This window comes from Enterobacter sp. C6 (assembly GCF_008122455.1).
Lineage (GTDB): Bacteria > Pseudomonadota > Gammaproteobacteria > Enterobacterales > Enterobacteriaceae > Enterobacter > Enterobacter pseudoroggenkampii.
In genome coordinates this window covers 23,665-36,790 of the sequence record NZ_QPFW01000244.1, presented here as the reverse complement: position 1 = coordinate 36,790, position 13,126 = coordinate 23,665, and the positions used below count along the sequence as shown (strand labels likewise).

Sequence of the window (13,126 nt, the reverse complement as noted above, 5' to 3'; positions counted from 1 at the left end):
GAATGCTATTCGCCTGCCCGACATGACGTGACGGTGCCAATGGACGTTTCTTACCTGCTCGACAGCCTTAATGACAAACAGCGTGACGCGGTTGCCGCCTCGCGCACCAACCTGCTGGTGCTGGCTGGAGCGGGCAGTGGTAAGACGCGCGTGCTGGTTCACCGTATCGCCTGGCTGCAGAGCGTGGAAAACTGCTCACCGTACTCCATCATGGCGGTCACGTTCACCAACAAGGCGGCGGCGGAGATGCGACACCGCATCGCGCAGCTGATGGGCACCAGCCAGGGCGGCATGTGGGTCGGTACCTTCCACGGCCTGGCGCACCGCCTGCTGCGTGCGCACCACATGGACGCCAACCTGCCGCAGGATTTTCAGATCCTCGACAGCGAAGACCAGCTCCGTCTGCTGAAGCGCCTGATCAAGGCGATGAACCTCGACGAGAAGCAGTGGCCGCCGCGTCAGGCGATGTGGTACATCAACGGTCAGAAAGACGAGGGGCTGCGCCCGCACCACATTCAGAGCTTCGGCAACCCGGTCGAGCAGACCTGGCAGAACGTCTACAAGGCCTATCAGGAAGCGTGCGATCGCGCCGGCCTGGTGGATTTCGCCGAGCTGCTGCTGCGCGCCCACGAGCTGTGGCTCAACAAGCCGCACATTCTGCAGCACTACCGTGAACGCTTTACCAATATCCTGGTGGACGAATTCCAGGATACCAACAACATCCAGTACGCATGGATCCGTCTGCTGGCCGGTGATACCGGCAAGGTGATGATCGTGGGCGATGACGACCAGTCGATCTACGGCTGGCGCGGGGCGCAGGTGGAGAACATCCAGCGCTTCCTCAACGATTTCCCCGGCGCGGAAACTATCCGTCTGGAGCAGAACTACCGCTCAACCAGCAACATTCTGAGCGCGGCCAACGCCCTGATTGAGAATAACAACGGGCGTCTGGGTAAAAAGCTGTGGACCGACGGCGTAGACGGCGAACCGATTTCGATTTACTGCGCGTTTAACGAACTCGACGAAGCGCGCTTCGTGGTCAACCGCATCAAAACCTGGCAGGACAACGGCGGCGCGCTGGAGCAGTGTGCCATTCTCTATCGCAGCAACGCCCAGTCGCGCGTGCTGGAAGAGGCGCTGCTGCAGGTGAGCATGCCGTACCGCATTTACGGCGGCATGCGCTTCTTCGAACGTCAGGAAATCAAAGATGCGCTCTCGTATCTGCGTCTGATTGCCAACCGTAACGACGACGCGGCGTTTGAGCGCGTGGTGAACACCCCAACCCGCGGGATTGGCGACCGTACGCTGGACGTGGTGCGTCAGGCCTCGCGCGACCGCCAGCTGACGCTGTGGCAGGCGTGCCGCGAGCTGCTGCAGGAAAAGGCCCTTGCCGGACGCGCGGCCAGCGCTCTACAGCGCTTCCTTGAGCTGATTGACGCCCTGGCGCAGGAAACCGCGGACATGCCGCTGCACGTGCAGACCGACCGGGTGATTAAAGACTCCGGCCTGCGCACCATGTACGAGCAGGAAAAAGGCGAGAAGGGCCAGACCCGAATTGAGAACTTAGAGGAACTGGTCACGGCAACGCGCCAGTTCAGCTACAACGAAGAAGACGAAGACCTGATGCCGCTGCAGGCGTTCCTCTCCCACGCCGCGCTGGAAGCGGGCGAAGGGCAGGCGGACACCTGGCAGGATGCGGTTCAGCTGATGACCCTGCATTCCGCCAAAGGTCTGGAGTTCCCGCAGGTGTTCATCGTTGGCATGGAAGAGGGGATGTTCCCGAGCCAGATGTCGCTGGATGAGGGCGGGCGTCTGGAAGAGGAGCGTCGTCTGGCCTACGTGGGTGTGACGCGCGCGATGCAAAAGCTAACGCTGACCTACGCCGAAACCCGCCGTCTGTACGGTAAAGAGGTCTACCACCGTCCGTCGCGCTTTATCGGTGAACTGCCGGAAGAGTGCGTGGAGGAGGTGCGTCTGCGGGCAAGCATCAGCCGTCCGGTCAGCCATCAGCGCATGGGCTCGCCGATTGCGGAAACCGATACCGGCTACAAGCTGGGCCAGCGCGTGCGCCATTCGAAGTTTGGCGAAGGTACCATTGTGAATCTGGAAGGCAGCGGCGAGCATAGCCGCCTGCAGGTGGCGTTCCAGGGGCAGGGGATCAAATGGCTGGTGGCGGCCTACGCGAAGCTGGAAACAGTCTAACATTCAGAAAAATATCATTATTTTGCAATAATCTGCTAGCCTTATACAGTGAAGGTCAATTAATGCCCTTCAGCGTTCCGTTGCGTGTTGACGCCGCAGTTATAGCTGGCGTAACATGCGCGCACGATTACGCTAAGAGGACATTCGCCTTGGACACACCCAGTAGATACTGGCTCAATTCCCTGTCATCCAGGAACAACTCCTAAGGCTATCTCCTCTTGCTGATGGCCTTAGTGGTTGTCAGCGACTGCTCTATTCCCGTCGCGCTGAGTCAGGCTGTTTAATGGTCTGAAACCCAATTTGTTTCTGTGTGCCCACCGAACTGTCCGATATTTTTTGCATTGGGAGTCCCGGTCATGTTGAGCGCATTTCAACTCGAAAATAACCGACTGACTCGGCTTGAAGCCGAAGAGTCACAGCCCCTCATTGATGCCGTATGGGTGGATCTGGTCGAGCCGGACGACGATGAGCGCCTTCGCGTACAATCTGAGCTGGGGCAAAGCCTGGCAACCCGCCCGGAACTGGAAGACATCGAAGCATCCGCCCGTTTTTTTGAAGATGAAGACGGTCTGCACATTCACTCCTTCTTCTTCTTTGAAGATGCGGAAGACCACGCGGGTAACTCCACCGTGGCGTTTACCATTCGCGACGGCCGTCTGTTTACCCTGCGCGAGCGTGAGCTACCGGCATTCCGTCTCTACCGCATGCGCGCCCGCAGCCAGGCGATGGTAGACGGCAACGCGTACGAACTGCTGCTCGATCTGTTCGAGACCAAAATTGAACAGCTGGCGGACGAAATTGAAAACATCTACAGCGATCTGGAAAAGCTGAGCCGCGTGATCATGGAAGGCCATCAGGGCGACGAATATGACGAAGCGTTGTCCACGCTGGCAGAGCTGGAAGATATCGGCTGGAAGGTGCGCTTGTGTCTGATGGATACCCAGCGCGCGCTGAACTTCCTGGTGCGCAAGGCGCGTCTGCCGGGCGGTCAGCTGGAGCAGGCGCGTGAGATCTTACGAGATATCGAGTCCCTGCTGCCGCACAACGAATCCCTGTTCCAGAAGGTCAACTTCCTGATGCAGGCGGCGATGGGCTTTATCAACATCGAGCAGAACCGCATCATCAAGATCTTCTCGGTGGTGTCCGTGGTGTTCCTGCCGCCGACGCTGGTGGCATCCAGCTACGGGATGAACTTCGAGTTTATGCCGGAGCTGAAGTGGAGCTTTGGTTACCCGGGGGCGATTATCTTTATGATCCTCGCGGGGCTGGCGCCGTATCTCTATTTCAAACGCCGGAACTGGCTGTAAAAAACTGGCGGGTGGCGCTGCGCTTACCCGCCCTACGATCGAATTCCCTCTCCCTGTGGGAGAGGGTTAGGGTGAGGGCAACATCACAGCCCTTTGCGCATTCTGCGTTGGGTATAAATCGCATCCGCAACAAAGATCGCCAGCGCCACCCAGATAAAGGCGAACGTCACCATCTTATCCGCCCCCGGTACCTCTCCGTAAAACACCACTGCCAGCAGGAACATCAGCGTCGGGCCAATGTACTGGAAGAAGCCCAGCGTGGAGAGACGCAGACGCGTCGCGGCACCGGTGAAGCACAGCAGAGGAATGGTGGTCACCACGCCCGCCGCCATCAGCATCAGGTTCAGCGACCACGGGTTGCTGCCCATGTGGCTGGTTGGGCTGTTGGCGATGCCGAAGAGATAAATCGCCGCCACCGGCAGCAGCCAGAGGGTTTCAAACAGCATCCCCGTCTGCGCTTCCACCGCAATCTTCTTGCGTACCAGGCCGTAGAAGGCAAAGCTGAACGCCAGACCGAGGGCGATAATCGGCAGCGAGCCGAAGGTCCACAGCTGCACCAGTACGCCGCAGAAGGCCAGAAGGACCGCTAACCACTGCATCCGGCGGAAGCGTTCGCCGAGGAAAATCATCCCCAGCACGATGTTTACCAGCGGGTTAATGAAGTACCCCAGGCTCGCTTCGAGCATGTGATGGTTATTCACCGCCCAGATAAACAGCAGCCAGTTACCGCCAATCAGCACCGCTGAGAGCGCCAGCAGGAAGACCTTTTTAGGGGTTTTAAACAGCGTTTTGACGCCCGACCACTGACGGCTGAGGCTCATCAGCGCGATCATAAAGAAGAATGACCAGATAACGCGATGAGTCAGGATCTCGTCAGCCGGAACGTAGGCGATAAGCTTGAAATACGCCGGGGCGATACCCCAAATAAAATAAGCGGCAAGGGCGAGTAAAACGCCCTGCCGCGTCTGTTTAGCATCCATCGGGAAAATCCGTTACAAAAAAGTGAATTAATTTTACCCGATTTTGCCGCCTCAACCCACCATATAAGTGGCGGTTGCGCTGGCGATATACACCTGTTCTTCGTTGTGTAACTCAACGCGCGCCACGGCGACTTTATTCCCCGCGCGCAGCAGGCTGCTGGTACAGGTAAAGCGATTTCCGCGTCCCGGACGAAGATAGTCGACGCGTAAGTCGATAGTACCCATTCGCGCCAGACGCTGGCGAAGTTCGTCTTCGTTGATGGTGTCATGGCGGGTCAGCGTACTGCCCACGCAGACCAGACCTGCCGCCACGTCCAGCGCGGAGGCAATCACACCGCCGTGCAAAATACTTTGCGCCCAGTTACCCACCATCATCGGCTGGTTGTTGAAGCTCAGTTGGGCAAAGTCTTTCTCGTAACGCTCCAGCTCCAGTCCCAGCGCGCGGTTAAACGGCATATGGTAAACAAAAATCTCGCCCACGAGTTTTAACACTTCTTCGGCGGTAAGCATGGCTGACATGAGGCATCACATCCTTATTGTTAACGAAATGTTGATTTTATGCCGCGGCAACAAGGAATGCCACTTTCAGAAACGAGGATGCAGCAGTTGTCGCAGAAGTCTGTAGAATGTCCGCCACATAACTATTCAGGTAATTTTACTCTTTTGCAGGAGAACACCACCGATGCGGACGTATCTGGCATGGTTACTGGCAGCGGTTGCGCTGCCCTTCACAGCATATGCGCAGGAAGCGACGATCAAAGAGGTGCATGATAAACCTGCCGTTCACGGTAGCATTATCGCGAACCTTCTTCAGGAGCATGACAATCCGTTCACGCTCTATCCGTATGACACCAACTACGTGATTTACACCCAGACCAGCGATCTCAACAAAGAGGCGATAAGCTCCTATAACTGGTCTGATAATGCACGTAAAGATGAGGTGAAGTTCCAGCTCAGCCTGGCATTCCCGTTCTGGCGCGGTATTCTGGGGCCGAACTCGGTGCTCGGGGCGTCTTACACGCAGAAATCCTGGTGGCAGCTCTCTAACAGCGGAGAGTCCTCACCGTTCCGTGAAACCAACTATGAGCCGCAGCTGTTCCTCGGTTTTGCAACGGATTATGAGTTTGCGGGCTGGACGCTGCGCGATGTCGAAGTGGGCTTTAACCACGATTCAAACGGACGTTCCGATCCCACCTCGCGCAGCTGGAACCGTGCCTATACGCGTCTGATGGCGCAGAACGGTAACTGGATGGTGGAAGTGAAGCCGTGGTATGTGGTGGGCGAAACCGATGACAACCCGGATATCACCAAATATATGGGCTATTACCAGCTCAAGGTCGGCTACCAGCTAGGTGATGCCGTGCTCAGCGCCAAAGGCCAGTACAACTGGAACACCGGCTACGGTGGTGCGGAAGTGGGCTTAAGCTACCCAATGACGAAGCATGTCCGCATCTATACCCAGGTGTACAGCGGTTACGGCGAGTCGCTTATCGATTACAACTTCAACCAGACCCGCATCGGCGTGGGTGTGATGCTGAACGATATTCTCTAGGCTGCTCGAATGTTTTTGCGTTAAACGTTGAAGTTTCTCTCTCAGGCACTGAAAATAGCGCCTGTTTCATTTCAGGCATATGGGGTTAACGTGGCGCAGGCGGAAGTATTGAATCAGGAGTCGCTGGCTAAACAGGTTTTGCATGAAACCTTTGGCTACCAGCAGTTCCGCCCTGGCCAGGAAACCATCATTGAAACGGTGCTGGAAGGTCGTGATTGCCTGGTGGTGATGCCGACCGGCGGCGGTAAGTCCCTCTGTTATCAGGTGCCCGCGCTGGTGCTTAACGGCCTGACGGTCGTGGTATCCCCACTCATTTCTCTGATGAAAGACCAGGTTGACCAGCTGCTCGCCAACGGCGTCGCGGCCGCCTGCCTTAACTCCACGCAAACCCGGGAGCAGCAGCAAGAGGTGATGGCCGGGTGCCGCACCGGGCAGATCCGCCTGCTGTATATCGCCCCGGAACGCCTGATGCTGGATAACTTCCTCGACCATCTCGCGCACTGGAACCCAGTGCTGCTGGCGGTGGATGAAGCGCACTGTATCTCCCAGTGGGGACACGATTTCCGCCCGGAATACGCTGCCCTCGGCCAGCTGCGTCAGCGCTTCCCCGAGCTGCCGTTTATGGCGCTCACCGCCACGGCGGATGACACCACGCGGCTGGATATCGTTCGCCTGCTGGGGCTGAACGACCCCTATATTCAGGTCAGCAGCTTCGACCGCCCCAACATCCGCTACATGCTGATGGAAAAATTCAAACCACTGGATCAGCTCCTGCGCTACGTCCAGGAGCAGCGCGGCAAGTCCGGCATCATCTACTGCAACAGCCGTGCGAAGGTGGAAGACACCGCCGCGCGTCTGCAAAACCGCGGCTTTAGCGCCGCCGCGTATCACGCCGGGTTAGAGAACCACATCCGCGCCGACGTGCAGGAGAAATTCCAGCGCGACGACCTGCAAATCGTGGTTGCGACGGTGGCGTTCGGGATGGGGATTAACAAGCCGAACGTGCGCTTTGTGGTGCACTTCGACATCCCGCGCAATATCGAATCCTACTATCAGGAAACCGGTCGCGCCGGACGTGACGGGCTGCCTGCGGAAGCGATGCTGTTTTACGATCCGGCCGATATGGCGTGGCTGCGCCGCTGTCTGGAAGAGAAACCGCAGGGACAGCTGCAGGATATTGAGCGCCACAAGCTCAACGCGATGGGCGCGTTTGCTGAAGCGCAAACCTGCCGCCGTCTGGTGCTGCTCAACTACTTTGGTGAAGGGCGCCAGGAGCCGTGCGGCAACTGCGATATCTGCCTGGATCCGCCGAAACAGTACGATGGTCTGATGGACGCGCGTAAGGCGCTCTCGACCATTTACCGTGTGAATCAACGCTTCGGGATGGGCTACGTGGTGGAAGTGCTGCGCGGTGCCAACAACCAGCGTATCCGCGATATGGGCCACGACAAGCTGCCTGTTTACGGTATTGGCAAGGATCAGAGCCACGAGCACTGGGTCAGCATTATTCGTCAGCTGATCCACCTCGGCTTTGCCACACAGAACATTGCCCAGCACTCCGCGCTACAGCTGACCGAAGCTGCGCGTCCGGTATTGCGCGGTGACGTTGAACTGAAGCTCGCCGTGCCGCGCGTGGTCGCCCTCAAGCCGCGGGTGATGCAGAAATCCTACGGCGGCAACTACGACCGCAAGCTGTTTGCCAAACTGCGCAAGCTGCGTAAAGCCATCGCCGATGAAGAGAACATCCCGCCTTACGTGGTGTTCAACGACGCGACGCTCATCGAGATGGCCGAGCAGATGCCGCTCAGCGCCAGCGAGATGCTCAGCGTCAACGGCGTGGGGACGCGCAAGCTGGAGCGCTTCGGTAAAGAGTTTATGGCGCTCATCCGCTCTCACGCGGATGGTGATGATGAGGAGTAGTCAGCCGGGCGAAAAAGTGCCAGGATGATGACTCACTGAATTATTTCCCCGCGAGTTAATTATGTTGATGCTATTTCTCACCGTGGCGTTAGTGCACATCGTTGCGCTGATGAGCCCGGGACCGGACTTTTTCTTCGTGTCACAAACGGCCGTCAGCCGCTCCCGCAAAGAGGCGATGATGGGCGTGCTCGGTATCACCATGGGCGTTATGGTCTGGGCGGCCGTTGCGCTGCTCGGTCTGAACCTGATTCTGGCGAAGATGGCCTGGCTGCATAACATCATTATGGTTGGCGGCGGGCTGTACCTGTGCTGGATGGGCTACCAGATGCTGTGCGGGGCGCTGAAGAAAGAGCAGAAAAAACCGGAAGAGCCAAAGGTGGAGCTGGCAACGGGCGGCCGCAGCTTTGTAAAAGGGCTGCTGACCAATCTGGCAAACCCAAAAGCGATTATCTATTTCGGCTCCGTGTTCTCGCTGTTTGTCGGCGATAGCGTCGGTGCGGGCGCACGCTGGGGCATCTTCCTGCTGATCGTTGTTGAAACCTTTGCCTGGTTTACCATCGTGGCAAGCCTGTTCGCCTTACCGGCGATGCGCCGCGGCTACCAGCGTATCGCGAAGTGGATTGATGGCTTCGCCGGCGCGCTGTTCGCCGGCTTCGGCATTCATCTCATCATTTCTCGCTAAGCATGACGCGCTGACGCAAGCAGCGCGCCAACCAGCATAAACAGCGAGCCAAAGACTTTATTCAGGGCCTTCATCTGCTTAGGCCCTTTAATCCACGCCGCAATCCGCTGCGCCAGCGTCGCGTAACCAATCATCACGATGATATCGACGATAATGGTGGTCGCGCCCAGCACCACGTACTGCATCACCTGGGGCTGATGCGGCACGATAAACTGCGGGAACAGCGCGGCGAGGAACACGATGCTCTTCGGGTTGGTCAGGTTGACGAACACCGCACGCTTAAACAGATGACCGCGGTTTTGCGTCTGCGCGAGCGTGTTCAGGTTGATGGAGCCTGCCGCGCGCCACTGCTGGATGCCGAGCCAAATCAGATACGCCGCCCCGGCCCATTTCAGCACCTCAAAGGCCAGTACCGAGCGGGAGAACAGAGTCCCCAGACCAATCCCAACCAGCACGATATGAATGCCCAGCCCGGTCTGCAAACCGGCAATTGACGCTGCCGCACCGCGATAGCCGTGGTTGATGGAGGTGGTCATGGTGTTAATGGCGCCCGAGCCCGGTGAAAGGCTAAGGATGATGGATGTCAGCAGGTAAGCGAACCACCACTCGAAGGTCATTTGAAACTCCCGAATCGTCTGTTTTTATGCCACAATACGCTATTGTTGAGTCATTTTGTGACCGGTTACGAAAAAACGATATTCCTTGGCTTAGGTGAGTAGAAACCCGATGTTTCAGCAGAAAAAGGACTGGGAAACACGAGAAAACGCATTTGCTGCTTTCTCCATGGGGCCGCTGACCGATTTCTGGCGCCAGCGTGAGGAAGATGAGTTTACGGGCGTCGGTGATATACCGGTACGCTTTGTGCGTTTTCACGATAAGAAAAATGACCGGGTCATCGTGGTCTGCCCCGGGCGTATCGAGAGCTACATCAAATACGCCGAACTGGCCTATGACCTTTTCCACCTGGGCTTCGATGTGTTGATTATCGATCACCGCGGGCAGGGGCTTTCTGGCCGCCTGCTATCGGATACGCATCGCGGCCACGTGGATAACTTCAGCGATTACGTCGACGATCTCGCCGCGTTCTGGCAGCAGGAGGTCGAGCCCGGCCCCTGGCGAAAGCGCTATATTCTGGCGCACTCGATGGGCGGTGCGATTTCAACGCTGTTTTTACAGCGCCACGCTCACCAGTGCGACGCCATTGCGCTCACCGCGCCGATGTATGGCATCGTCATGCGTTTTCCTGACTGGATGGTACGTCATATTCTTGACTGGGCTGAGGGCCATCAGCGCATTCGGGAAGGCTATGCCATCGGGACGGGACGCTGGCGGGCACTGCCGTTTGCGATGAACGTGCTGACCCACAGTCGCCAGCGGTATCGTCGTAACCTGCGTTTTTATGCCGATGAACCGCGCCTGCGCGTGGGGGGCCCGACCTACCACTGGGTGCGGGAAGGTATCCTTGCCGGTGAGCAGGTTCTGGCGGGTGTCGGCAATGACGATACACCAACACTCCTGATTCAGGCGGAAGAAGAGCGTGTGGTGGATAACCGCATGCATGACCGCTATTGTGAACTGCGCGCGGCCGCCGGTCACCCTTGTGAAGGGGGAAAACCGCTGGTCATTAACGGCGCGTACCATGAGATCCTTTTTGAAAAGGACGCTATGCGCTCAGTCGCGCTCAACGCCATTGTTGAATTTTTCAACAGGCATAATTGATTATTGTTTTCCACCAGAGGTTGAAATCCCTATGTACCAGGTTGTTGCATCTGATTTAGATGGCACGCTGCTTTCCCCTGACCACACCCTGTCGCCTTACGCGAAAGAGACCCTAAAGCTGCTGACGGCACGGGGCGTGAACTTTGTGTTTGCCACCGGCCGCCACCACGTCGACGTGGGGCAGATCCGCGATAATCTTGAGATCAAATCGTACATGATCACCTCCAACGGGGCGCGCGTGCATGATACCGACGGCAACCTGATCTTCACCCACAACCTGGATCGCGATATTGCCGCCGATCTGTTTGGCGTGGTGCACAATAATCCGGCTATCGTCACCAACGTTTATCGTGACGACGACTGGTTCATGAACCGCCACCGCCCGGATGAAATGCGTTTCTTCAAAGAAGCGGTATTTAACTACTCCCTGTACGAGCCGGGTCTGCTGGAGCCGGAGGGGATCAGTAAGGTGTTCTTCACCTGCGACAGTCACGAAGAACTGCTCCCGCTGGAGCAGGCAATCAACGCCCGCTGGGGCGATCGCGTCAATGTGAGCTTCTCAACCCTGACCTGTCTGGAAGTGATGGCGGGTGGCGTCTCCAAAGGCCACGCGCTGGAAGCCGTCGCGAAACGTCTGGGCTTCGAGCTGAAAGACTGTATCGCCTTTGGTGACGGCATGAACGATGCCGAAATGCTGTCGATGGCAGGCAAGGGCTGCATTATGGAGAATGCGCACCAGCGTCTGAAAGATTTGCACCCGGAGCTGGAAGTGATCGGCACCAACGCAGACAATGCGGTACCGAAATACCTGCGCAAACTGTTCCTTGAATAATCTTCATTTGGTTGTTTATTGCTCAGATGTCAACTAAAGAGTTCGCTACAATGCCTCTCCTTCTTTCTGAGAGACAAGCATTGTGGCGCTACTCATTATCACCACTATCCTGTGGGCCTTCTCCTTTAGCCTGATTGGCGAATACCTTGCCGGTTCGGTCGACAGCTACTTCTCGGTGCTGATGCGCGTGGGGCTGGCGGCGCTGGTGTTCCTGCCGTTTCTGCGTACGCGCGGGCAATCGCTGAAAACGATTGTGCTGTATATGCTGGTGGGGGCGATGCAGCTCGGCATCATGTACCTGTTTAGCTTCCGGGCTTATGTCTATCTGTCCGTCTCGGAATTCCTGCTCTTTACCGTGCTGACGCCGCTCTACATCACGCTGATATACGATCTGCTGAGTAAACGCCACCTGCGCTGGGGATACCTGCTTAGCGCGGCGCTGGCGGTGATTGGCGCGGCGATTATTCGCTACGACAAAGTCAGCGATCACTTCTGGACCGGACTGATGTTCGTCCAGCTCGCCAATATCAGTTTCGCCATCGGCATGGTGGGCTATAAGCGCCTGATGGAAACCCGCCCGATGCCGCAGCATAACGCGTTCGCCTGGTTTTATATGGGTGCCGCGATTGCCGCAGTGGCGGCGTGGTTTATGCTCGGTAACCCGCACAAGCTGCCGACCACCGCCGTGCAGTGGGGCGTGCTGATCTGGCTGGGCGTCGTGGCTTCCGGGTTGGGGTACTTCATGTGGAACTACGGCGCGACGCAGGTCGACGCCGGTACGCTGGGGATCATGAATAACGTGCATGTCCCGGCTGGGTTGTTGGTCAACCTCGCCATCTGGCAGCAACAGCCGCACTGGCCGAGCTTCCTTATTGGGGGAGCGGTGATCCTGGCTTCGCTGTGGGTCCATCGCCGCTGGGTCGCTCCGCGCTCCGCACAAACGGAAGATGGTCGCACGCGTGGTTCCGCGCTGAGCGAATAAACGCCTCCGTAATCGGCTGACGCTGCTCGCCATCGCGCACGGCGGCGTACAGTCGGCTCCACAGTCCTTCACCCAGGGTTTTGGTCTGCACAAGACCCTGGCGTTCAAAGCTCTCTACCACCCAGTGCGGCAGCGCCGCGATACCCATTCTGGCCGCCACCATCTGAATCAACAGCAGGGTGTTATCCACGCTTTTCAGCTGCGGACTGATGCCCGCGGGCTGCAGGAAGTGGCGCCAGATATCCAGACGACTGCGCTGAACCGGGTAAATCAGCAGCGTTTCCGTCGCCAGGTCTTCCGGCGTGATGCGCGTTTTCGCCGCCAGCGGATGGTCCGGCGCCAGCACCAGGCGCACTTCATAATCAAACATCGGCGAATAGTGCAGGCCGCTGCGCGGCAGGATGTCAGAGGTCATCACCAGGTCCAGCTCGCCCTGCTGCAGGGACGGCTGCGGATCAAAGGTCACGCCGGATTTGAAATCCATCTCCACCTGCGGCCACTTCTGGCGGAAGTTCTCAAGCGCGGGGGTCAGCCACTGAATACAGCTGTGGCACTCAATGGCGATACGCAGCGTGGTTTGTTGCGGTTCGTTACACGCCTGCAGCGCGCTGGCGATTTGCGGCAGGACCTGATTCGCCAGCTGCAACAGGATCTCACCTTGCGGCGTAAAGCGCAGGGGCTGGCTCTTACGCACAAAAAGACGGAAGCCGAGGCGTTGTTCCAGATCGCTGAACTGGTGAGAAAGGGCGGACTGGGTCTGGTGCAGCGTGGCAGCCGCAGCCGCGAGCGAGCCGCAATTCCGCAACGCTTGTAGCGTTTTCAGGTGTTTTATCTCGATCATGAAAGTCCTTCACTTCGCCATGAACATATTGCGCTTGAGGAATATACAGTAACTGCCAATTATGGATGTGTAAACATCTGGATGGCTAAAATCCTTCGTCTTTTAAATT

The 13,126-nt window shown here is 57.5% G+C and carries 13 protein-coding genes; 9 read left to right on the top strand and 4 right to left on the bottom strand.

The features are described from left to right. The first annotated feature begins 39 nt into the window (after positions 1-39). The 3 genes from uvrD (at position 40) to corA (ending at position 3,509) form a co-directional block, all read left to right on the top strand. The gene (uvrD, locus tag DOU50_RS18995) at positions 40-2,202 is read left to right on the top strand and encodes a DNA helicase II (protein ID WP_032646073.1); all 2,163 of its coding nucleotides are present in this window, start codon (positions 40-42) and stop codon (positions 2,200-2,202) included. A 149-nt stretch (positions 2,203-2,351) separates the two neighbouring features. Further along, a complete protein-coding gene (ysgD, locus tag DOU50_RS23915) occupies positions 2,352-2,408 on the top strand; it encodes a YsgD/CorL family protein (RefSeq protein ID WP_212743980.1) in 57 nt (18 codons plus the stop codon). 150 nt (positions 2,409-2,558) lie between these two features. Continuing rightward, on the top strand, positions 2,559-3,509 hold the full coding sequence (gene corA, locus DOU50_RS18990) for a magnesium/cobalt transporter CorA (protein ID WP_008501540.1): 951 nt from the start codon (positions 2,559-2,561) through the stop codon (positions 3,507-3,509). 83 nt (positions 3,510-3,592) lie between these two features. Here the strand turns inward: corA and rarD are convergent, their stop codons facing one another. Further along, complete coding sequence (gene rarD / locus DOU50_RS18985) at positions 3,593-4,489, bottom strand: EamA family transporter RarD (protein ID WP_148769912.1); 897 nt, start codon at positions 4,487-4,489, stop codon at positions 3,593-3,595. A 51-nt stretch (positions 4,490-4,540) separates the two neighbouring features. Continuing rightward, positions 4,541-5,008: an acyl-CoA thioesterase YigI gene (gene yigI, locus DOU50_RS18980; RefSeq protein ID WP_008501538.1), complete on the bottom strand. Its 468-nt coding sequence runs from the start codon at positions 5,006-5,008 to the stop codon at positions 4,541-4,543. Positions 5,009-5,171: 163 nt separating this feature from the next. Between yigI and pldA the strand changes: the two genes are divergently transcribed. The 3 genes from pldA (at position 5,172) to rhtC (ending at position 8,643) form a co-directional block, all read left to right on the top strand. After that, positions 5,172-6,041 (top strand): phospholipase A, encoded by an 870-nt coding sequence (gene pldA, locus DOU50_RS18975; RefSeq protein WP_024907987.1) that lies wholly within the window; start codon positions 5,172-5,174, stop codon positions 6,039-6,041. Between the two features lie 90 nt (positions 6,042-6,131). Continuing rightward, positions 6,132-7,961 carry an ATP-dependent DNA helicase RecQ gene (gene recQ / locus DOU50_RS18970; RefSeq protein ID WP_032644788.1) on the top strand — a complete coding sequence of 610 codons (1,830 nt, stop codon included), beginning with the start codon at positions 6,132-6,134 and terminating at the stop codon, positions 7,959-7,961. Positions 7,962-8,022: 61 nt separating this feature from the next. Continuing rightward, positions 8,023-8,643 carry a threonine export protein RhtC gene (gene rhtC / locus DOU50_RS18965; protein ID WP_148769911.1) on the top strand — a complete coding sequence of 207 codons (621 nt, stop codon included), beginning with the start codon at positions 8,023-8,025 and terminating at the stop codon, positions 8,641-8,643. Here the strand turns inward: rhtC and rhtB are convergent. Further along, on the bottom strand, positions 8,640-9,260 hold the full coding sequence (gene rhtB, locus DOU50_RS18960) for a homoserine/homoserine lactone efflux protein (RefSeq protein WP_008501533.1): 621 nt from the start codon (positions 9,258-9,260) through the stop codon (positions 8,640-8,642). The two genes, rhtC and rhtB, sit on opposite strands and share 4 nt — an antisense overlap. Positions 9,261-9,369: 109 nt before the next feature. On the opposite strand from rhtB, the gene pldB reads away from it, so the two are divergent. The 3 genes from pldB (at position 9,370) to DOU50_RS18945 (ending at position 12,176) form a co-directional block, all read left to right on the top strand. After that, the gene (gene pldB / locus DOU50_RS18955) at positions 9,370-10,362 is read left to right on the top strand and encodes a lysophospholipase L2 (RefSeq protein WP_024907990.1); all 993 of its coding nucleotides are present in this window, start codon (positions 9,370-9,372) and stop codon (positions 10,360-10,362) included. Positions 10,363-10,393: 31 nt separating this feature from the next. Next, positions 10,394-11,194: a sugar/pyridoxal phosphate phosphatase YigL gene (gene yigL / locus DOU50_RS18950; RefSeq protein WP_024907991.1), complete on the top strand. Its 801-nt coding sequence runs from the start codon at positions 10,394-10,396 to the stop codon at positions 11,192-11,194. 82 nt (positions 11,195-11,276) lie between these two features. Beyond that, the gene (locus tag DOU50_RS18945; RefSeq protein WP_148769910.1) at positions 11,277-12,176 is read left to right on the top strand and encodes a carboxylate/amino acid/amine transporter; all 900 of its coding nucleotides are present in this window, start codon (positions 11,277-11,279) and stop codon (positions 12,174-12,176) included. Here the strand turns inward: DOU50_RS18945 and metR are convergent. Then, entirely contained in the window at positions 12,064-13,017 is a 954-nt protein-coding gene (gene metR / locus DOU50_RS18940; protein ID WP_032646068.1) for an HTH-type transcriptional regulator MetR, read from the bottom strand. The genes DOU50_RS18945 and metR overlap by 113 nt on opposite strands. Positions 13,018-13,126: the final 109 nt, after the last annotated feature.